This is a genomic window from Pontiella sulfatireligans, assembly GCF_900890705.1.
Lineage (GTDB): Bacteria > Verrucomicrobiota > Kiritimatiellia > Kiritimatiellales > Pontiellaceae > Pontiella > Pontiella sulfatireligans.
Genome location: NZ_CAAHFH010000002.1, coordinates 188,707 through 208,565 on the forward strand (window position 1 = coordinate 188,707; position 19,859 = coordinate 208,565).

Genomic DNA, 19,859 nt, shown 5'->3' on the forward strand with positions numbered 1-19,859 from the left:
TTCAACCGTTCAACTCTGCCCCCCTTCTACCCAAGGTTTCTCATGAACCGCCTGTCCCCCATCTACACCGAAAGCACTGACTGTCAGGACTGCTACAAATGCGTTCGACATTGTCCGGTTAAAGCGATCAAGATTGAAAACCACCGCGCCACGGTCATCGCCGAACGCTGCATCGCCTGTGGCGTCTGCGTCGATATTTGCCCGACCGGTGCCAAAAAAGTCCGCAGCGACCTCCCCCGCGCCAAAAGTTTGCTTGAGCGCAACGCCAATGTCATCGCCTCGATCGCGCCCTCCTACGCCAGCGAATGGCCCGGACTGAATCCACAGGCGCTCGCCGGCGCGATCAAACAACTCGGCTTCCACGCGGTCAGCGAAACCGCCCTCGGCGCGGAAGCGGTCACCCACGCGCTCGCCGCCAGCCTCAAACACGCTCCGCCGGGACTGCATATTTCCACCGCCTGCCCGGTGGTGGTCGGTCACATCCGCAAATACATGCCGCAGTTCGCGCCGAACCTCACCCCGATACTCAGCCCAATGCAGACCCACGCCCAACTACTCAAACAGCACTATGGCCCCGACTGCCGCATCGTCTTTTTCGGCCCGTGCATCGCCAAGAAATGCGAATGCGATGAACAGCCCGGCTACACCGATCTCGCGCTCACCTTTCGCGACCTGACCCAATGGCTCGCCGAAGAAAACATTGATCCCGCCGCCGCACAGCCCGCCGCCTTCGAGCCGGCCGACGCCGCGCGCGGCGCGCTCTACCCCATCATCGGCGGCATGAGCAAAACGCTGGAAGACTATGCGCTGCCGCAGGTTGAACTGCTGGCCGCCAGCGGCATGGATGCCATTCTCCAGACCTTGGAAAATCTGGATCCAACCACCCTTGAAGCCCCTGTTTTCCTCGAAGCACTCGCCTGCCCCGGCGGCTGCATCGGCGGCCCGCAGATCAACGACCGCAAACCGATCCTTGCCGGCGAGCTCGCCGTCCGCAAAGCCGTCCGCGCCAAGCGCCAGGAGGAATACCCGCCCGCCGATGCCGTCACATTTGCCTTCACCGCGCAGCCGCAGCAAGACGAATCGCAGGACGAAGGGCTGATCCGCCAGACCCTTCAGCGCGTCGGCAAATACAAACCCGAAGACGAACTCAACTGCGGCGGCTGCGGCTACGAAAGCTGCCGCCATTTTGCACAAGCGCTGCTGAGCCATAAAGCCGAGCCCGACATGTGCCTCTCCTTCCTGCGCAAACAGACGCAAAAGAAGGCCAACGCCCTGCTGCGCTGCATGCCGTCGGGCGTGGTGATCGTCGATGAACGGCTACACATAATCGAATGCAATGAAAACTTTGCGCGCATCGCCGGCCCCGACGCCGCGCTCGCCTACACCGCCCGCCCCGGCATGGAAGGTGCCGATCTAAGGAAAACAATCTCCATTCACCCACTCTTCCAGCGGGTGCTCGACGACGGGCAGGAATACCGTTCCGAGGCGTTGCGCATGAACGACCTGCTGCTGCACGTCACCGTCTTTCCCATCGAGGCCGGAAAAACGGTTGGCGGCATCCTGCTCGACGTGACGCAAACCGAGAACCGGCGGGAGTTGATTGCCCAAAAAGCGCGCGCGGTTATCGAAAAGAATATGGCGACCGTTCAGGAAATCGCCTGCCAGCTCGGCGAACATATGGCCGACACCGAAATCCTGCTGCGCTCCATCGCCGAAGACTATGCCGACACCCCGCCCCCCGAATACGAATGAAAAAGCTCTTCACCGAACTTGAATTCCACCAGATGCGCAAAGCCACGGAAAACACCCCGGGCGATGCCTTCATGATGCAGAAGAATACCCAGAGCGGTCGGCTCATCGCCGTCCTCTCCGACGGACTCGGCAGCGGCGTGAAGGCGAATATTCTCGCCAACATGACCGCACGCATGGCCATCCGCTTTGCTGAAAGCAACACCGACTTTCTGCACTACGCCAAGATCATCATGAATGCGCTGCCGGTCTGCCGCGTGCGCAAGATTGCCTATGCCACCTTCACCGTGGTCGATTATCACAACGACGGCACCATCCAGATTGTCGAGCAGGGCAGCCCGCCGTTCATCCTGTTGCGCAACGGCATTCCGCACGAGATTCCCTGCACCGAATACGGCAACAATACGCCCCACGACTACCGTAAACTCTGCGTCTACCGCTTCACCGCCCAGCCCGAAGACCGCATCCTCTTCTTCAGCGACGGCGTCACTGAAGCCGGCATGGGTTCGCACCGCTATCCGCTCGGCTGGCGCCGGCAGGGCTGCGCCGAATTCATTAAAGACCGCGTTGGAAAAGACGTCGCGCTCTCCGCACGCAAGGCCGCCGAAGAGATTGTACACGAGGCGCTGCTGAAAGAACCCGACCGCCTGGCGCACGACGACATCAGCTGCGCCGTCCTCTATTTCCGCACCCCGCGTCGTACCCTGCTCGCCTCCGGCCCGCCGTTTTCCGAAACGCGCGATTCCGAATACGCCGAGATCATCCGTTCTTTCGCCGGCACAAAAATCATCAGCGGCGGCACCAGCGCCGACATCGTGGCGCGCGAGCTCAAACGTCCCATCCATACCGAATTGTTTCGCTTCCGCAAATCCGCCCTGCCGCCGATCTCCACCATGGACGGCATCGATCTCGTCACCGAAGGGATTCTCACGTTGACCGAAACGCTGAATCTGCTGGATGAAAAGAAGCGCTATTCCACCGAAAACGCCGCATCGCTGCTGGCCGAACGGCTGCGCAACTCCGACGAAATCCACATACTCGTCGGCACCAAAATCAACCAGGCCCATCAGGATCCAAGCCTGCCGATCGAGCTCGAAATCCGCCGCAGCCTGATGCGCCGCATCGCAACCACGCTCGAAGAGCGCTATTTCAAAGAAGTCAAACTGGAATTCATATGAAAAAAATAAAAATAACCATCTGCACCGGAACCACCTGCTACATCATGGGCGCCACACACCTCCAGCGCCTAGATGAAGTGATGGATGCCGCCATGCTCGAACAGGTCGAAATCATCGGGTCGCACTGCCTCGGCTACTGCGACGCCGAAAACTTCGGCAAAGCCCCCTTTGTAAAGGTCAACGATCAGCTGATCGCTGACGCCACACTGGATAAAGTGATCCGCAAGGTGCGCGAAATACTTAATACAGGAGCGAACTGATGTTCTACGACAACAACGCCAACCGGCTGCGCAAGGAAATTCTCATCCGCGTCGCCCGCGCCTTTTTTACGAAAGAACCCGCCGACACCCTTAACCGCATCCCGGTCGCCATGCGCCCGAAACTCGGCGAATCCTCGCGTTGCTGCATTCATAAAGACCGCGCCGTGCTCAAATACCGTTGCATGGCCGCGCTCGGCTTCAGCGTCGAAGACGAAACCGACGAACTCAAGCCGATCAGCGAATACTACGCCGCAGCCACCCTCCGCACCGAAGCCGTCAAGCCCGCATTAACCGTTATCGACGAAGCCTGCTCCGCCTGCGTCACCACCCGCTACAGCGCCACCAACGCCTGCCGAGGGTGCATCGCCCGCTCGTGCGAAAGCGCCTGCCCCAAAGACGCCATCGAATTCCGCGACGGACAAGCTTGGCTCAATCCGGACAAATGCGTCAACTGCGGCCTCTGCATGAAAGCCTGTCCGTACCACGCCATCATTCGCATTCCGATTCCCTGCGAAGAGGCCTGCCCCGTCGGTGCCATTACGAAAGACGAAGCCACCGGCCGCGAAGTCATCGACCACGATAAATGCATCTATTGCGGAAAATGTCTGCGCGAATGCCCATTCGCCGCCATCTCCGATCTCTCGCAGATGATCGATGTCCTCCAACGCTTCAAAAGCAACACGGTCGTCGCGATGATTGCCCCATCGGTCACCGGCCAGCTACCCGGCACCCTGCCTCAGCTCGTCACCGCCCTCAAAAAACTCGGCTTTGCCAAGGTCGTCGAAGTCGCCGAAGGGGCCGACGAAACCACGCGCCACGAAAGCGCCGAGTGGGCCGAAAAAATGGGTGAGGGCGAGCGCTTCATGACCACCTCCTGCTGTCCGTCCTTCATCGAAACCGTCGAAAAGCATCTGCCGGAAATGAAGCCCTATGTTTCCCATACACCGACACCGATGGCCTTTTCCGCCGCCAAAGTCCGTCGCGAGAATCCCGATGCCATCACCGTCTTTATCGGTCCGTGCATAGCCAAACGCGTCGAAGCGGCCAAGAATCCAGATGTGGACTATGTGCTGACCTTCGAGGAACTTGGGGCGTTGCTGGTCGGGGCGCACATCGATGTCAACCAAAGCGATGAAACCCCGGTCGACTCCAATGCCCACCGCGAAGGCCGCGGCTTTGCCGCCAGTGGCGGCGTAACCGGCGCAATCCGCGCCACCGCCCCCGACAACGCGGCGTTGCAGCCGATCCTCGTCGACGGCATCGACCGCAAGACGATCAACCAAATGCGCGCGTGGGCCAATAAAACCTGCACCGGCAACTTTGTGGAAGTCATGTCGTGCGAAGGCGGCTGCATCGCCGGCCCCGGCACACTCGGGAACCCGCGGATCGCGCTTAAGCAACTCAACGCCCTGCTCAATGACAGCCCCAGTTTAGAGCATTAAAACAAATGGATATATTTATATCTATTTAGCGCATCGGCAGACAACCCCTGCCCATGAGTGAAACGGAGAATGGGATGAAAAAGGTAAATGCAACAATCTGCACCGGCCAAAACTGCTACACCAAAGGAGCGGCGCTTTTCAAGCAGCTCGACAACATCATGAGCGTTCGCATCAAAAACAGCATCACGCTGACGGGAAGCGATTGCCCCGGCTACTGCGCAGAATGCGGCGCTTCCCAAGCCCCTTGCGCGCGAGTGGACGGCCGGCTGACCACTCGCGCACGCCCCGCGGAAGTGCTGCTGACCACGAGGGAATGCTTGGCGTAGGCCAGCCGCACGTCTTATTGACCGTCCCGTAAGGTTTGACGAATATCGACCCATACTGGTACTGTTTTTAAAGTAATTGGAGATTTTTGAATGAGTCAAATGGAACAAAAAACCGCCGGAGTGCCGACGCTGAAGCGTTTGCCGCTCTATCTTCGTCTGCTGCGCAGGATGAAGGAAAACGGCGATGAATATGCATCGGGCACCGTGGTGGCCAAAGAACTGGGGCTCGATCCGATTGTCGTGCGCAAGGATTTGGCCATTACCGGCGCGGTCGGCCGGCCGCGCCTAGGTTTCCCGATGGACGAGATTATCGAGGCCATCGAAGAGTTTCTCGGCTGGTCGAACACCACCGACGCATTCTTGGTGGGCGTAGGCAATATGGGGCGCGCCCTGCTGGGCTATCAGGGATTCGAGCAGCACGGCATGCGCATCGTCGCCGCGTTTGATTCATCCCCCGAAATCATCGGCACGAAAGTCCACGGCAAAACCATTCTCGACATTGAAACAATGCCGGCACTGGCCAAGCGCATGCATGTACAGATCGGCGTGATCACCGTAACCGCCTCCGTGGCGCAAGACGTGGCCAACGCGATGATTGAAGGCGGGATCCGCGGCATATGGAACTTTACGCCCACTTCGCTCGACGTGCCCAAGCACGTTATCCTCCAGCGCGAAGAGCTGGCGTCGAGCCTGGCCGTGCTCTCGCACCGCCTCCTGCTCGAAGGCAGCGCGGACTAGTACTCTGTCAGAGAATTATTGACCGCTAAGACGCAAAGTCGCGAAGATATGTTTTCTTTATTTCTTAGCGTCTTTGCGGTCAAACATCCCGGCAGAGCGGGAGTGTCATGCAGGACAAATATTTAAGGCCTGTGCACTAGTCGGTCGCCGTCAGCTGCTTAAGAAAACGCTCGATGTGGCGCTTGAGCTTAACCGGCGGATGATTCTGCAAAACATACTTGCCGCCCTCTTCGCGGACATAGGTTTTCCAGCCATTGGAAGAACGCCACGGAATGCAAACATTGTCGACCGCTGTTTCGGCGGCATCGGCCTCCAGCCCCAGCTGACCGCACGTCCAAATGGAGCGCTCGCGATCCATCCCGTTGCGCTGCACCGCTTCGAAAGCAAAATATTCCGGACACTGCTCGTCGATTGCTTTGCCGGCATCCAAGTAGGGATTCTTCGGCGGAGGCAAGCCTGCCGGCTTCATGTTTTCGTCGGCATACTTGTAGAAGCCGCACATCAGCGAAATCGCCCGGTCAACTACCTCGTCGTGCTTCACTAGCTCTGTCGGATCAATCTGCGCCTGCTGCGCAATCGCCGCATAGTCGTCCACGCCATCCACGACGGCCTTCATAATTCGGTCTGCTTGTAATGTATTCATAAGGGCGCGGATACTAGACCTTCCCCATTCAACAGAAAAGTTTAACCGCAAAAGAACGCAGCGAACGCATAGTCCGCTCAATTCCTGTCTTTTTGCGCTTCTTGCGTTCTTTCGCGGCTAATCGATTGCCCTTGTTTTTAGTTTATATTAGTTTGCGTTCATGCATCCGCTTTTATTCCAATCCATGGAAGCGTGTTTCCCGCGCTCGGGCGACTACCGGCGCGGCGGCTCCGATTCCGCAGTCCACGAATCAACCGCCCCGTTCCGGCACTTTCCCTACCGCGAACGGCACCTCCAGTGCCTCTGGGCCGATCCGCGCCACCGGCCGGCCGACCTCAAAACCTCCGAAGGCGAGCCACTCATCGTCGAGCACCCCGGCGACTGGAACCTCGAAGCCGGCCCCGACTTCCTCAACGCCGTCCTGCTGGTCGGCAAAGAAAAACGCCGCGTCTCCGGCGACCTCGAAATCCACATCCACCCCAACGGCTGGAAGCAGCACGGCCACGCCGGCGACCCGCGCTACGCCAACGTGCGCTTCCACATCGTCTATTTCCAAGGCGCAGAAATCCCCGGCTTGCTACAAATTCCTTTGCAGGAAACCCTCTCCACCGATCCGCGCTTCTCGTTCGACAACATCGACCTCGCCGCCTACCCCTATTCCATTCCCTCCGGCGACTTTCCCCTGCTCGGAATGAATCCCGACCGGAAAACCGAGTGGCTCGAAAGCGCCGGCGAAGAGCGGCTGCGCCTCAAGGCCGAACGCCTCGCCCTCGCCATGCAGACCAAAGAACCCGAACAGATCTTGTGGGAAGAGCTCCTCGCCGCGCTCGGATACAAAAACAACAAGGCCCCCTTCCGGCAGCTCGCCGCCACGCTTCCCCTCGCCCGCCTGCGCTCGCTAGCGCAAACGCCCGACGAAGCCTACGCCCTGCTGCTTGGCCTTTCCGGACTGCTGCCGACCAATCCCGACGCCAAGTGGGCCAACGAAACCAAAACCTTCGTCCGCACCGTCTGGGACTTTTGGTGGAAGCAGCCCGCGGCACTGAAGGAACTCGCACTCGACAAATCCGATTGGAACCTCGCCGGCATCCGCCCCGCCAACCATCCCGTCCGGCGCCTCATGGCCGCCGCTTTTTTCGCCTTTGACACCCTTCAACTCTTGGACCACTGGAACCTTTTAACCCAATGTCCTGAAAACTTCTGGAACACGCACATCAGTTGGAAAACCAAATGCGCTCCGACTGCGCTCGTCGGGCAGTCACGCGCCAACGCCATCGCCACCAACATCCTCGTTCCATTCCAAGCCGCCGCCGGCAAAACCAAACTTAACCTAGAAAAGCTGCCCGTCGAGCCCAGCAACAGCATCATCCGCCAAACCACCCACACCCTCTTCGGCCCCGACCACACCGCAAAGGTTTATCGCAGTGCCCTCGCCCGCCAAGGCCTCATCCAAATCTTCCACGACTATCTGATTACGCATCGGCTCGATGAGCTAAGAAAACTTAATGGAGGGACAACGTCCCCGTTGTCCGCGGACGATGAGGACATCGTCCCTCCAAAAGAATACCCAAACCGAAAATATCCCGCGCACCCATCCGCCGATAAAACAACACAACAAGGCTCCAATCACCTTTCTGACCATCTGTTCCCATAAGCACCGTCCACTTCTTGCCGATCACATTCACCTGTTCTGCTCTCCAACCTCCCATGAAGCGGTCGGGATCGCGCGATGGACGGCATTTTGGAAAAGATTGGTCTCACAAAAACTTTCCCATTTGCAACCATTGTTGCTCTAAAACGGCCAGATGAGGGGCGCGAGCAAAATGGCCGTTACACCAACGAGCACCGTCAGCGGCAGGCCGATTTTTAGATAGTCGGCAAAGCGGTACCCGCCGGGGCCGAAAACCATCAGGTTGGTTTGATAGCCGATCGGGGTAATGAAGCTGGCGGACGCACTGATCATGATGCAGGTAATGAACGGCTTCGCGTCAACTCCCAGCGACTCGGCCACCCCCATCGCTACGGGAAATACAAGGGCCGCCGCCGCATTGTTGGTGATCAGCTCCGTGAAGATGGAGGTTACAACATAGACCAGCGCCAGTGTAATCCACGGACTGCCGCCGCCGAGTCCAATAAGGCTATTGGCCAAGGCGCCGGCCGCACCGGTTTTTTCCAACGCACTGCCGAGCCCAAGCGCGGCGGCAATTACGAGGAGCACGTTCCACTCGACGCTCTTGCGGGCGCGGCTGGGATTGCTGCACTTCAGCGCAAGCATCAGCATCGCGGCGGTAACGGCCGCGTGCAGCATGGAAGCGAGTTGGAAGCTCACGGCCAGCACCATGCCCGCAAGGATCAGCATCGCCACCGGCGCGCGCCGGTGCTCGACAAGCACGGCATCCTGCATTTCGCTGACCAGCAGAAAGTCGCGCGAGTCTTTTTGGCGCGGCGCAAAACCGGCATGGGCTTCAATCAACAACGTGTCGCCGGCTTTCAGGCGCATGTCGCCAATGCGGCCATCAACCCGCTCGCCGTTGCGGGCCAGAGCGAGAATCGCAGCGTTGTAGCGTTCGCGGAAATTGCACTCGCGGATCCGCTGGCCGATTTCCGGGCAGGTCGTCGACACCACCACCTCCACCACCCGGCGCTGGCTGAGGGGCATGTCCAACGAAAACAAAGAATCTTCCGCGACCTGCAGCCCCTGCAAATTCCGCAGCTCCAGAATCAATTCCACCGCGCCGGCGAACACAAGACGGTCACCGTCGTTCAAAATCATGGATGGGGCCACCGGTGCGTGGACGTGCCCTTCGTGGATGATTTCAACGAGGTAGCCTCCCGGCAGCTGGCGCAGGCCGGCTTCCTGAACGGAGTGGCCAGAGAGGCCGCTTTTGGGCTGGACGATCATCTCGACGGTGTATTCGCGCGGATTGGCAAACTCCTCGCCGATGCTTTTTTTCTGCGGGAGCAGCTTTTTACTGAAGAGCAGCAGATAGGCCATGCCCACCACGGCGCACGGCAGCCCGAGCAGGGTGATTTCGAACATGCCCATTCCGTCGCCGCCGTAGCGGTGCTGGTAGAGGCCATTGACCACCAGGTTGGTGCTGGTGCCGATCAGGGTGCACATGCCGCCGAGAATGGAGGCAAAGCTAAGCGGGATAAGGAGCAGCGAAGCCGCGCGCCCGATCCGCCGCGCCCATTGCAGAACCATGGGGATGAACATGGCCACCACCGGCGTATTGTTCAAAAAGCCGCTGAGCAGCAGCACCGGAAACATGACGCGCGACTGCGCGCCGCGGACGGATGTTGGGCGCCCAAGCACGTTGGAGGAGATCCACAACAGCGCACCGGTTTCCTGCAGTCCGGACACCACGACGTACAACACGCCGACGGTAACCATGCCCGAAGAGCTGAATCCGGCCAACGCCTCCTTCGCGTCAAGAACACCGACCACCATGAGCAGCCCGGTGCCGCCGAGAAACACGGTGTCCGCGCTCAGACGCGTCAGCACCACGCACAAGAAGACCGCAACCACGGTTCCCATGGTGAACCAAGCGTCCCATCCCAATGAAGAAAATCCAACCGCTTCCATAATCTTTATTCCGTGCCCGTTGGGGGCATGCTACCAAAACTGATAGGAGCCAGTCTTAATGACATAGAGGCCCAGCAGGAAGTTGGTCGTGCCGTGGGCAATGATCGAAGCCCAGATGTCGCGGGTTTTAATGTAGAGCAAGCCGTAGCAGATGCCGCAAATGATGGCGGCGCCCCATTCGAAGTGCGACACGCTGAAAAAGACGGAAATCAGCAGCAACATCGGCCAATGCAGCTTGCCGGCATCGATCTTGAAGAACGGAGAACCGAGCATCCAGCGGTAGAGAAAGCCACGGTAGAAAAACTCTTCAATCACCGCTATGACAACCGAGGTTCCAAACATGTGGAGCCAAAAATTCAGCCAGCCGGTCACTCTGGGGTCGTACACGTTCATGCCGGCGTTTTCGCCTTCCTTGATCACCTCGTACGGAGTCATGACCCCGTTGCCGACGTCGTGCAGCTCGCGCAGTTTGAAGGGCTGGGTTAGATCGATGAACAGGCGGTCGTACCATTCGGTGACGGCCGGCGCATGATCGGCCACCCAGGGCATTTCAAAAACGATCCAGACGATAAAGATGAAAAAGCCGACCCCGAGGGCGGCCGGTATGTTTTTCAGGTTGATGCGCGGATACCAGCGCCATGGCCGGAAGACCAGCAGCAACCCCAGGCCCGCGATGGAGCGGGCGACGTATTTCCACCCGCTCGGGTCGCCCAGCCAGACCATCATGGTCAGCCACATCACAAAAGGCAGCACATGCGCAATGACCGCCTGGGTATTGATGCGGTCCTCTTCAGGAGTAAGCTCGACGTGCTCTCTTTCGCTCATAGACTAAACGTAATTCGTAACGAGTGATGCGTAACTCAACTGCGCCTAGGCAGGCGCCGCACATGGCTCATCAGGATTACTCCTTATTGCTCGGTTCCTCAGAAACAATTTCCTTCTTTTCAACGGCGTCGCCCTTGTCCGGCTCATCGCCTTCTTTCTGCCCCTTCTTGAATTCGCCGAGGCTTTTGCCCAGCGACCGCGAAAGTTCCGGAAGCTTCTTTGCGCCAAACAGCAGCAGGATGACAAAAATCACCAAAATAATTTCCGTGTGCCCCTGCATGCCCGGAATGAAACCCAATGTATCCATTGCCTACTCCTCGTTCGTCTTGTTCATCGTTTCAGGCTCCGTTTCTTCGGAGTCTTCTGGTGCCGGATCCTCCGGCGTTTCATCTGCCGTTCCGGCTTTTTCCCGGCCTTGGGAAAAATGGAGGAACCAAATGCAAAACTCATACAGCAAAATCAGCGGCACGGCCATGAGGATTTGGGTGGTAATGTCCGGAGGCGTGAGCAGCATCGCGAGAATAAAAAGCGCCACAATCACATGGCGGCGCTTTTCCTTGAGCTGCTGCGCGTTGAGCACCCCCAGCTTACCGAGCAGAATAATAACGATCGGCAGTTGGAACGCCACGCCGAAACCGAGCAGCACCTGCAGCGTGAAACCGATGAATTTTTGGTAGTTCCAAATGGCTTCGCCGCCCAACCTGTCGGTAAAGCCCCACATAATCTTCATCGCCAGCGGCAGCGTGACCTTGTAGCCGAGCAGCACGCCGACAATGAAGAGCACGCCGGCAAAGCCGGACACGCGCCGCACAATCTTGCGCTCGGTGTCTTTGATGCCCGGCATGATGAAGGAGCCGATAATGATCGTCAGCGCCGGCATGCTGACCAGAATGCCGCCCCACAGAGCGATCGTAACCCACATTTTGAAGCCGGAAGTTACCTCGGGGTGCTGCAGCACAATCTGTCCGGAATCAATGTACTGCTGCGCCGGTTCGCGCAGCACGTCCGTCAGCCACGGCACGAAATAGGCGCAAGCGCCCATGCCGATTATAATCGCGATAGCGGAGCGAATAACGGTTTTGCGAAACTCCTCGAGATGCTCAAGGAAGGGCATTTCGCTGTCGTCGTAGCGGAACTTGCTCGTCAGCGATTTAAGCTTTTCGATCATCGTCGTTCCCCTCTTCCGCTTCCGCCGGCGCTTTTTCCGGAGCAGTCTCTTCTATTTCGGCGTCATCGGCCACATCTGTTTCTTCGGCATCGGCTTCCGCCTTTTCCAAATCCTTTTCCAATTCGTCGAAGGTTTCGTCGCTGTCGTCCTGGTCGTAGTAGTCCTCGTCGCCGTAGTCGTAGTCGCTGTCGTGCTCGCCGTCATCGTCCTCCGTCGAGGCGTAGGACGGCGGGTTGCTGTTCAGGTCGCCATACATCACCTCGCGTTTAAAGCTGTCAGCGGTATTGCGCACCTGGTTGATGATTTCGTTGATCTTGCGCAGGATGCGCGGCGCGTCTTTGGAGCCGAACATTATGAGCAGCACGAGCATGATCACTAAAAATTCAGGGCCGCCCGGTCCGAGATAGGCCATATGGGAAAATGCTTCAATCATACTCTACCCGCCAGCAAGGTTTAACGCAAAAGCCCGCAAAGAAAGCAAAGACTGCTCCTCGGTCTATTTTGTGTTCTCTGCGCTCTCTCGTGGCCATAATTAGTCTGTAACAATTTCCAGGTTCTGTATATCCGCCGCCGCGCGGAGCTCGTCGGCCACGACGCCGATGGCCTCGTTCTTCCGTTCCTCGAACAACATGCTTTCAATGTCGTAGCGAACCTCGTCGTATTCGCGCACCGTCGCGGGCTTGTGGTCGAGCACGGTCAGAATGTGATAGCCGAACTCGGTTTGGAAAACATCGCTGCAGCCGCCCACCTCTGTTTTAAAAGCCACCTCTTCAAACGACGGCACCATCTGCCCGCGGGCAAAAAAGCCGAGATCATGCCCGCCGTCCTGGCAGTGGGAATATTCGCCCGCCAGCGCGTCGAAATCCTCGCCGGCCCTCAGACGTTCACGCACATTCAAAAGATCGGCATAGACCTTTTCCATGGGAGCCTCCGGCGACGGATGCTGAACGATATGGGCCGCGTGCACCGTTTCCGGCACCAGGAACTCGTCTCCGTGCTCTTCATAATAGGCCCGCGAATCCGCCTCGCCCGGACGAGCCGCTGAGGCGCAGATCTGGTCGAAATATTTTTCCAATCGCACGCCGTCTTCGATGTCCGCCTTGATCTTGGCCTCATCCTCCGGCGCCAGCTCGAAGCGCTTCTGAAACTCCTCTTCGCCGCCGTGCTGGGTTTTGAGCGCAATAAAGCGCGCCTCGATCTCCTCGGAGCGAACGTGTTCGATCTCCGTCCGGGCCTGCTGCATCAGCAGGACGCGCTCGACGGCGTTTTCGCGGGCATCGGATTCAATCTTGGCCTGCTTTTCCTCCATTTCCTCATGCGACATTTCGCGGGCATAACGCTCGCGCAGCATTTGCAGCTCCTGCTCGATCAGGCCGTCGCCGACCTCCTCGCCGTTCACCAAGATGGGGTCTTTTTTCTCTTCGCTCATAGTTTTATCTTCCACAGCACTTTTTAAATTTTTTCCCGCTGCCGCACGGGCACAGGGCGTTGCGCCCGGCCGGACCGGCCGTTGGCGCCGGCGGGGCCGGAGCCTCGCCGTCCTTCATTATGTCCGCCGCCGGCCGTCCATTTTGGACAAGCGACGCCATATTACGCATAACCGGATCAATGTGCGCGAAAAACTTTTTATAACCTGCGCACAGATAGTTCAACCCCGGTTCGCCGTCGGGCGTGTTGACGAAGCGATGCTTGGGGCATCCGCCGTTGCAGGCAAACAAAAACTCGCACTCCCGGCAATATTTCGGAAGCGCGTCCCACTTGTCGTTGCCGAATTTAACCTGCTCCTTGGAATAGATCATCTCCTCCAGCGACTTTTCCATAATGTTGCCGAGGAAATACGAAGGGTACACATAATGGTCGCACGAATAGACGCTGCCGTCGTGCTCCATCGCCACCGCCTGCCCGCAACGCTTCGAAAACGTGCATAGCCCCGGCTCCATACCGCACCACGCACTGAGCTCCACATCAAAAATATTCACAAAAACGCGCCCGACATCGGCTTTGACCCATTCATCGAACACCTTCGTCAAAAACGTGCCGAAGCCTTCCGAAGAAACCGCCCACGGCATCATGGCGTCCGGATTGTCGTCCGCGCGCAGATCCGGCGGCACGGCGAGGTCGAGCCCCATGGCATGCGCCGCGCGGTCGCCCGCCCGCTCGACAATCGGGATAAACTGCATGAACGTAACGCCCTGCTGCTTCAAGAAATTGTAGATCTCAACCGCTTCATCGGGGCTTTGGCGCGTCACACAGGTGAGCGTATTAAATTCCACGCGCCACTTCTTCAACAGCTCCATGGCGTTGAAAACCCGTTCGAACGACCCCACCCCGCCCTTATCGACCCTGTAGCGGTTATGGATGTGTTCCGGCCCATCGATGCTCAGGCCCACCAAAAACTTTTCGCGGGCAAAAAACTCGCACCATTTGTCGTCGAGGTTGGTGCCGTTGGTCTGGAATGAATTCTGAACCGGGCGCCCGCCAGCATACTGGCGCTGAACGGCAACCACCTTGCGGAAAAAATCGAGCCCCATCAGGGTTGGTTCGCCGCCCTGCCAGGCAAAGCTGATTTCGGGGGTGTTCTGGCTTTGGGTGTATTTGCGGATGTACGCCTCCAGCACATCGTCGCTCATCTTGTACTCCTCGCCCGCAGGGAACAGCTTTTCCTTTTCGAGGTAATAGCAGTATTTGCAGTCGAGGTTGCACAATGGCCCGATCGGCTTAGTCATCACGTGGAACGTGCGGGGTCCGGGCGCTGCGTTAGAATGGGAGGCGTTGCTCATAAATATAACCTGCGTGAGAAGTGACGATTGAGTCGTGAAAAAGCATCAAACTTCACAGCTCACGCCTTCCGATAGGCTTGCCTAAGAACAAAGTCCATCAGCACCAGCGCAGTCATGGTTTCGACGATCGGCACGGCACGCGGCACAACGCACGGGTCGTGGCGGCCCTTGGCCTCAAGCACGGTGGATTCGCCCTCGAACGTGGAGGTCTGTTGCGCCATCCCGATCGTGGCCGGGGGCTTAAACGCAATGCGGAACACCAGCGGTTCGCCGTTGGAAATCCCGCCCTGCACGCCGCCGCTAAAGTTGGTGGAGGTGCCCAAACGTCCATCGGCCTTCATTTCAAAAGGATCGTTGTGCTGCGAGCCAAACATGCGCGCACCGGCAAAGCCGGAGCCGAGTTCGAAGCCCTTCGTAGCGGGAATCGAAAGCATCGCCTGCCCGAGCTTGGCTTCCATGCGCTCGAAAACCGGCTCGCCGAGGCCCACCGGAATATTTTCAGCCACGCAGGTCAAAATCCCGCCAACGGAATCCTTGCGGTCGCGCGTCGCGGTCACGAGCTCGATCATCTTGGCCGCCGCGGCTTCGTCGGGGCAACGGATAATGTTGGCGTCAATCTGCTCGCGCGTCAGGCCTTCGCTGGTCATATCGCGCGCGTCAAATTCGCCCACGGAGCTGACCCATGAAGTGATTTTGGTTCCAAACTGTTCAAAAAGCCATTTCTCGGCAATGGCGCCTGCTGCCACGCGCCCGATGGTTTCGCGGGCGCTGGAGCGGCCGCCGCCGCTGGCGGCGCGGTTGCCGTACTTCATCTGATACGTAAAGTCGGCGTGCGACGGGCGCGGCACATTGCTCATTTCGCCGTAGTCGCCGGGGCGCTGGTCCTTGTTGTTGACCATCAGGCCGATCGGCGTTCCGAGCGTCTTGCCGTTCTCGACGCCGGAAAGGATGATCACCCGGTCGGCTTCGTCGCGCGGGGTGGTCATATCGCTTTGGCCGGGACGGCGGCGCGTCAGCTGGGGCTGGATGTCGTCTTCGCTCAACTGGAGGTTGGCGGGGCATCCGTCTACGATGGCGCCAACCGCCTTTCCGTGCGATTCACCGAACGTTGATACTTTGTAAAGGGTTCCTATCGTACTCGACATGTTGATTCCTTGCTTTTCTCGGCTTCCAGCACCGGAAACCCCTAATCTTTTCCCTAATCGGTTCAAAGCGCTTGTTTATACCACCAACCCCTGCGAATTTGGACGAAAATCGCACGAAAACTTCCCCTATGCCGAGAGCAAGAAACCGCCCATGACTGATGCGCCCGGCCAGTTAAAACTCTGCGAATAAAAGGAATGGGATTTTTTGCGGAACATTTCCGCGGCATTTCTTTTTAGGGGTATCCCCTTCGCTGAACTCGGTACTACATCTTGTGTTTCGGCTTTCTCCCTCTAACCGAAAGAGCGATTTCATTATATCCTGTATGCTCCACTACGACGGCATTCTGCAATAGGCGCAAGAACAGCAAGCCACGGGATCGTGACATACGACGATTGAAGCGAAAGGTGTATTCGTCGAGATAGCAGCCCTGATGCTCATGGCTGACAGCTCCTTGATGCGTTCCGCCCAGCCATCGTTTGATCAAGCTTGCTTCCCGGTGACACAAGGGCAACAAATTATCTCCAACATCGGCAGTCTTACGAATCACTTTGTGTCCATATCCCAAACCCTTCACTCCGTTATAGCCCGCCCAGCCATCTGTTTTAATCAATGTCCCCGGCTCGACGGTTTCCTTTATCGCCGCCTCAAGGCTATCTGACGATGCGTCCTCTATTCGCCGAAGACGGATCCGCCCGGCAGCCTTTTCCTTCTCCTGCGCAATGATCAGAACCAATGCCTTGCCTTCTGCCCCACGTCCTCTTTTGCCTGGCTTTGCCCCGCCAATGAAGGTTTCATCCACCTGCACGGTTCCCGTCATCAAACTCGCCCGCGACGGGCCACAGACCGACTGCTGGCAGGCGTTGTTTAAAAACACCGTGCCACGTGCCGCAAGCCGATCCATATTCGGTGTCTTTATATCCTTATCGCCATAACATCCCAGTATCGGTTTTAAGTCATCCACCGGCGATGAACAAGATGTTCTGTTTTTTCTCTGCAACCACACTGAATGCCGCCGCGCACATCAACAGAATCAAACGCTTCATTTGTTTCCCCTATTCCGTCCAGTGTAGTTTCGGCCACCGCTCGCCCCCCCCCTTTAAACAATGGCACAATGCTGAAGCAGTCTTCCGGCGCGAGTCCATCGAGATTCGCTGACAAGAATACGCAACAAGCGGTGAGTTACGTCCCTTAAGAAAACTCGAGAGCTTTCATATGTAGCCGATCAGAATACATTGCTCAGGATCTGTGGGTTTATACTCGTTAACGATTCTTTCCCGTTGCTGGCACATAACTTTGAATCGCTGCCGAGGCCAACATCAAAACGAACCGTCCCGTTTTAATAGAACGACTACTTCCGTGCGCCTTGATTGTGTGAATTCTGTTGTTTTCTGGTTACCCATTGTTTCTTGCTACCAGTTTTTCCACTTCACTTTCAATTCTTTCAGTTCAAACTCGCTCGCTCAACTTGCGTTTTCCCGTCGATTTCGGGTGCGACACCAATCCGCACCCATCACATGAAGCTGAACAATCTTAAAGTCTAATTCCCGAAGCTCTCCATAAAAATTAACGGAGAACCATTATTTTACTCAAATTGTGTTTAAAACCAGTCATGTCTGATCATAACTCATGACCAACACAGCATATTCATCCGTTAAATGATAATTCGTCTGAGACAACGCTGGCGCCATACTCAGTTCCGGATCAACCAGCTCGATATGGTTGTAATTGTATCGTCCGCAGAAGATCGTCCATTCAGCAGACTCGCCCCACGTTGCACCCAAAGCCGTCAACTGTTCCACAGGAACAAACATCCCCGCACGCCAACTTGATTCACTCTGATCGGCAGACACTTCCAAGCCATTAAATGAATGGTCGCGCAGGAAGTTTTCAAGATCCATGCCCTCACGCTTACGCGGAAAAAACAATGTGGATTTCTTTCCAATGGGCGTTGCGTACATTTCCCAGTAATAATCGTCGCAAAGCGGTTTTACAAACAGCTCGAAAACATCACCGGATTCGAAGTGAAGCTGCTCATCGCGAGGGTCATTTGCTATCTGAAAAGAATCCTCCAGATCCGCCCGGACATATAGACCCCGCTCATTCCATGCAAAACGGACGTTACCCCCCTCGAGCGGCATGCCTCCCTGATCGGTGCTGTTTACAAACCGATAGGAAGGCGCTCTTTCCCAGAGCTCGTCTCCAGGAAAATTAGTCGTGTAAACCGCTGAGAATGCAATACGCCCTTCCATGCTAAACATCCCTCTGCCATTCCGGCTTTCCGTTATCGATAATCGGTGTTGGGATCTTTCCCCGCTCCGGATTCAGGCACTGCACATCGCCATAGCCCAAATCATCGCAAAGAACAAAAACAATGTTCGGAGCTGCCGCTTCTGCAAAGAGCGAACCGGCAACAACGAATACGCCCAAACCCAACAATGCTTTCATGTCCATTTTTTCTTTCCCCTTGATGCCACTACATTAAATCAGAATAGATGCCCTTAATATCCAGTGGATCATCCAGTTCTTCCTGCAACTCAAGAAATGAACGGAACAGTTTTTTCTTCAGTGTGGCATACTCGAACTTTCCAGCCAGATCCGTAAGTTCCTGCGGATCCTTTTCCAGATTGTACAGCAATACGGTTCCGGATTTCGGATACAGAATCAGCTTATAGCCGTCCTCGACAATCATGCGCTGCCGGTGCATATAACTGCCGTAGACTCGGGAATAGTTGCCCTCACGCTCACCGCGCAGCACCGGCAACAGACTCTTAAAATATACATACTTCGGCACAGGAGCACCGGCGAGCTCCAGCGATGTCGGCATTACATCCTGCAAATAAACATTGCCGTCAACCGTGTTGTTTGCCGGAACGCCCGGGCCCACCAACAGCAGTGGCGGACGCATACTGTGCTCGAACATACTTTGCTTTCCCATCAAACCATGCTTGCCGACGGCAAGACCGTGGTCCGCTGTGAAAAAGATATAGGTGTTATCCCATTCCCCAGAAGCCTCCAGTGCGTCGAGCATACGACCGATCTGCTCATCCATATGCGAGATCAAGGCATAATACTCCTGAATATTCACCTTCACGGAATATTCAGTACGAGGGAACGGCGCGAGCATCTCATCGCGCAGGTTTTTGGGACAGCCCATCGGATCCAGGCACGGATTTTCAGGCAGGAAAGATTCCGGCAGCTTGATTTTATCCACAGGATACATATCCACAAAGCGTTGCGGAGCTTGTCGCGGATCATGAGGCGCATTGAATGCCAGATACATGAAGAAAGGCTTATCACTTTCTTTAGCCTGATCGATAAAGGCTTCCGCATCGTTCGCAAGCACCTCACTCCAATGCGTTCCGCCTTGCCAGTACCCGTTCAGTGTTTCATCCGAAGGAGACCAGACATCGGCCACTCCCGGTTCATACTTGCGTTTGTAGACATCCTGCGTTGTTCTGGGCATTCCACCGCGCACATTTTGCGTCGTGTCAAATACCTGCTCTGGCTTCACGTGCTGAACGTGCCATTTGCCGGACATATAGGTTTCGTACCCGGCTGCCTTCATCTGTTGAGACCACAATTCACCCTGTTGGAAAGCATCGGTCATTACGGCTTCCCCTATCATATTGAAATTCATCTTTTCCCGATCCAACACCTTACCCTTCAATGGAAATTTAAAGTCCGGATCAATTCGTGGATCGCCATACATGCACCCGGCATGCCACACACTGCGCCCCGTATTGAGCATGGCACGGCTTGCCACACAGACCGCAGCTCCCCACGCCCCCATATTGTAAGTGTTGGAAAAACTCGTGCCCCGCTCTACCAAACGGTCCAGGCTGGGAGTTTGAATTTCTGGATTGCCCAATGCATGGATCGTGTCATAGCACTGGTCGTCCGCTAAAATAAACAGAATGTTGGGCTTCTCTGCTGAAGACTCGGCATGGGCTCCGAAAAGCCCGACCGTTGCGACTACGGCACTTAATACATAATTTTTCATGTTTTTCATAACGATCTC

The 19,859-nt window shown here is 56.7% G+C and carries 19 protein-coding genes and 1 pseudogene; 7 read left to right on the top strand and 13 right to left on the bottom strand.

Features of this window, described 5'->3' with window-relative positions; translation table 11 throughout:
* The first annotated feature begins 42 nt into the window (after positions 1–42).
* The 6 genes from SCARR_RS13890 (at position 43) to SCARR_RS13915 (ending at position 5,693) form a co-directional block, all read left to right on the top strand.
* Positions 43–1,752, top strand: coding sequence for a [Fe-Fe] hydrogenase large subunit C-terminal domain-containing protein (locus tag SCARR_RS13890; protein WP_136062286.1), 1,710 nt, complete (start codon positions 43–45; stop codon positions 1,750–1,752).
* Entirely contained in the window at positions 1,749–2,927 is a 1,179-nt protein-coding gene (locus SCARR_RS13895; protein WP_136062287.1) for a SpoIIE family protein phosphatase, read from the top strand. The genes SCARR_RS13890 and SCARR_RS13895 overlap by 4 nt, the downstream gene beginning before the upstream one ends.
* Positions 2,924–3,187, top strand: a complete 264-nt coding sequence (locus SCARR_RS13900; protein ID WP_136062288.1) for an NAD(P)H-dependent oxidoreductase subunit E — start codon at positions 2,924–2,926, stop codon at positions 3,185–3,187. The genes SCARR_RS13895 and SCARR_RS13900 overlap by 4 nt, the downstream gene beginning before the upstream one ends.
* Positions 3,187–4,629 carry a monomeric [FeFe] hydrogenase gene (locus tag SCARR_RS13905; protein WP_136062289.1) on the top strand — a complete coding sequence of 481 codons (1,443 nt, stop codon included), beginning with the start codon at positions 3,187–3,189 and terminating at the stop codon, positions 4,627–4,629. Before SCARR_RS13900 ends, SCARR_RS13905 begins: the two co-directional genes overlap by 1 nt.
* A 74-nt stretch (positions 4,630–4,703) precedes the next feature.
* Positions 4,704–4,955, top strand: coding sequence for a thioredoxin domain-containing protein (locus SCARR_RS13910; protein WP_136062290.1), 252 nt, complete (start codon positions 4,704–4,706; stop codon positions 4,953–4,955).
* A 90-nt stretch (positions 4,956–5,045) separates the two neighbouring features.
* The gene (locus SCARR_RS13915) at positions 5,046–5,693 is read left to right on the top strand and encodes a redox-sensing transcriptional repressor Rex (protein WP_222846317.1); all 648 of its coding nucleotides are present in this window, start codon (positions 5,046–5,048) and stop codon (positions 5,691–5,693) included.
* A gap of 136 nt (positions 5,694–5,829) precedes the next feature.
* On the opposite strand, the gene SCARR_RS13920 is transcribed toward SCARR_RS13915, so the two are convergent.
* Positions 5,830–6,336, bottom strand: a complete 507-nt coding sequence (locus tag SCARR_RS13920; protein ID WP_168433305.1) for a hypothetical protein — start codon at positions 6,334–6,336, stop codon at positions 5,830–5,832.
* 160 nt (positions 6,337–6,496) lie between these two features.
* Between SCARR_RS13920 and SCARR_RS13925 the strand changes: the two genes are divergently transcribed.
* Entirely contained in the window at positions 6,497–7,990 is a 1,494-nt protein-coding gene (locus tag SCARR_RS13925) for a DUF2851 family protein (protein ID WP_136062293.1), read from the top strand.
* A 138-nt stretch (positions 7,991–8,128) separates the two neighbouring features.
* Here the strand turns inward: SCARR_RS13925 and SCARR_RS13930 are convergent, their stop codons facing one another.
* The 12 genes and pseudogenes from SCARR_RS13930 to SCARR_RS13985 form a co-directional block, all read right to left on the bottom strand.
* The gene (locus tag SCARR_RS13930; RefSeq protein WP_136062294.1) at positions 8,129–9,922 is read right to left on the bottom strand and encodes an SLC13 family permease; all 1,794 of its coding nucleotides are present in this window, start codon (positions 9,920–9,922) and stop codon (positions 8,129–8,131) included.
* Positions 9,923–9,952: 30 nt separating this feature from the next.
* On the bottom strand, positions 9,953–10,747 hold the full coding sequence (locus tag SCARR_RS13935; RefSeq protein WP_136062295.1) for a CAAX prenyl protease-related protein: 795 nt from the start codon (positions 10,745–10,747) through the stop codon (positions 9,953–9,955).
* 76 nt (positions 10,748–10,823) lie between these two features.
* The gene (gene tatA, locus SCARR_RS13940; RefSeq protein WP_281281177.1) at positions 10,824–11,054 is read right to left on the bottom strand and encodes a twin-arginine translocase TatA/TatE family subunit; all 231 of its coding nucleotides are present in this window, start codon (positions 11,052–11,054) and stop codon (positions 10,824–10,826) included.
* Between the two features lie 3 nt (positions 11,055–11,057).
* The gene (gene tatC, locus SCARR_RS13945) at positions 11,058–11,915 is read right to left on the bottom strand and encodes a twin-arginine translocase subunit TatC (RefSeq protein ID WP_136062296.1); all 858 of its coding nucleotides are present in this window, start codon (positions 11,913–11,915) and stop codon (positions 11,058–11,060) included.
* Entirely contained in the window at positions 11,899–12,348 is a 450-nt protein-coding gene (locus SCARR_RS13950; protein ID WP_136062297.1) for a Sec-independent protein translocase subunit TatA/TatB, read from the bottom strand. The genes tatC and SCARR_RS13950 overlap by 17 nt, the downstream gene beginning before the upstream one ends.
* 99 nt (positions 12,349–12,447) lie before the next feature.
* Positions 12,448–13,344, bottom strand: coding sequence for a peptidylprolyl isomerase (locus tag SCARR_RS13955; RefSeq protein ID WP_136062298.1), 897 nt, complete (start codon positions 13,342–13,344; stop codon positions 12,448–12,450).
* Between the two features lie 4 nt (positions 13,345–13,348).
* Positions 13,349–14,641: an anaerobic sulfatase maturase gene (locus SCARR_RS13960; RefSeq protein ID WP_222846318.1), complete on the bottom strand. Its 1,293-nt coding sequence runs from the start codon at positions 14,639–14,641 to the stop codon at positions 13,349–13,351.
* A gap of 113 nt (positions 14,642–14,754) precedes the next feature.
* Positions 14,755–15,840 (bottom strand): chorismate synthase, encoded by a 1,086-nt coding sequence (gene aroC, locus SCARR_RS13965; RefSeq protein ID WP_136062300.1) that lies wholly within the window; start codon positions 15,838–15,840, stop codon positions 14,755–14,757.
* A gap of 263 nt (positions 15,841–16,103) precedes the next feature.
* The gene (locus tag SCARR_RS28500; RefSeq protein WP_136062301.1) at positions 16,104–16,802 is read right to left on the bottom strand and encodes an IS1595 family transposase; all 699 of its coding nucleotides are present in this window, start codon (positions 16,800–16,802) and stop codon (positions 16,104–16,106) included.
* Positions 16,803–17,448: 646 nt separating this feature from the next.
* Positions 17,449–18,090: a DOMON domain-containing protein gene (locus tag SCARR_RS13975; RefSeq protein WP_136062302.1), complete on the bottom strand. Its 642-nt coding sequence runs from the start codon at positions 18,088–18,090 to the stop codon at positions 17,449–17,451.
* A 34-nt stretch (positions 18,091–18,124) separates the two neighbouring features.
* Positions 18,125–18,286: pseudogene (locus SCARR_RS13980) on the bottom strand (arylsulfatase); the annotation flags it as partial.
* Between the two features lie 28 nt (positions 18,287–18,314).
* Positions 18,315–19,850 (bottom strand): sulfatase-like hydrolase/transferase, encoded by a 1,536-nt coding sequence (locus SCARR_RS13985; RefSeq protein WP_222846320.1) that lies wholly within the window; start codon positions 19,848–19,850, stop codon positions 18,315–18,317.
* Positions 19,851–19,859 lie beyond the last annotated feature (9 nt).

Bases quoted from the DNA above. Each gene is read 5' to 3' on its own strand.
- SCARR_RS13985 (WP_222846320.1), bottom strand. From the start codon at position 19,850: ATGAAAAACATGAAAAATTATGTATTAAGTGCCGTAGTCGCAACGGTC.
- SCARR_RS13895 (WP_136062287.1), top strand. From the start codon at position 1,749: ATGAAAAAGCTCTTCACCGAACTTGAATTCCACCAGATGCGCAAAGCC.
- SCARR_RS13935 (WP_136062295.1), bottom strand. From the start codon at position 10,747: ATGAGCGAAAGAGAGCACGTCGAGCTTACTCCTGAAGAGGACCGCATC.
- SCARR_RS13900 (WP_136062288.1), top strand. From the start codon at position 2,924: ATGAAAAAAATAAAAATAACCATCTGCACCGGAACCACCTGCTACATC.
- SCARR_RS13955 (WP_136062298.1), bottom strand. From the start codon at position 13,344: ATGAGCGAAGAGAAAAAAGACCCCATCTTGGTGAACGGCGAGGAGGTC.
- tatA (WP_281281177.1), bottom strand. From the start codon at position 11,054: ATGGATACATTGGGTTTCATTCCGGGCATGCAGGGGCACACGGAAATT.
- aroC (WP_136062300.1), bottom strand. From the start codon at position 15,840: ATGTCGAGTACGATAGGAACCCTTTACAAAGTATCAACGTTCGGTGAA.
- SCARR_RS13960 (WP_222846318.1), bottom strand. From the start codon at position 14,641: ATGACTAAGCCGATCGGGCCATTGTGCAACCTCGACTGCAAATACTGC.
- SCARR_RS13905 (WP_136062289.1), top strand. From the start codon at position 3,187: ATGTTCTACGACAACAACGCCAACCGGCTGCGCAAGGAAATTCTCATC.
- SCARR_RS13925 (WP_136062293.1), top strand. From the start codon at position 6,497: ATGCATCCGCTTTTATTCCAATCCATGGAAGCGTGTTTCCCGCGCTCG.
- SCARR_RS13975 (WP_136062302.1), bottom strand. From the start codon at position 18,090: ATGGAAGGGCGTATTGCATTCTCAGCGGTTTACACGACTAATTTTCCT.
- SCARR_RS13890 (WP_136062286.1), top strand. From the start codon at position 43: ATGAACCGCCTGTCCCCCATCTACACCGAAAGCACTGACTGTCAGGAC.
- tatC (WP_136062296.1), bottom strand. From the start codon at position 11,915: ATGATCGAAAAGCTTAAATCGCTGACGAGCAAGTTCCGCTACGACGAC.
- SCARR_RS13930 (WP_136062294.1), bottom strand. From the start codon at position 9,922: ATGGAAGCGGTTGGATTTTCTTCATTGGGATGGGACGCTTGGTTCACC.
- SCARR_RS13915 (WP_222846317.1), top strand. From the start codon at position 5,046: ATGAGTCAAATGGAACAAAAAACCGCCGGAGTGCCGACGCTGAAGCGT.
- SCARR_RS13910 (WP_136062290.1), top strand. From the start codon at position 4,704: ATGAAAAAGGTAAATGCAACAATCTGCACCGGCCAAAACTGCTACACC.
- SCARR_RS13950 (WP_136062297.1), bottom strand. From the start codon at position 12,348: ATGATTGAAGCATTTTCCCATATGGCCTATCTCGGACCGGGCGGCCCT.
- SCARR_RS13920 (WP_168433305.1), bottom strand. From the start codon at position 6,336: ATGAATACATTACAAGCAGACCGAATTATGAAGGCCGTCGTGGATGGC.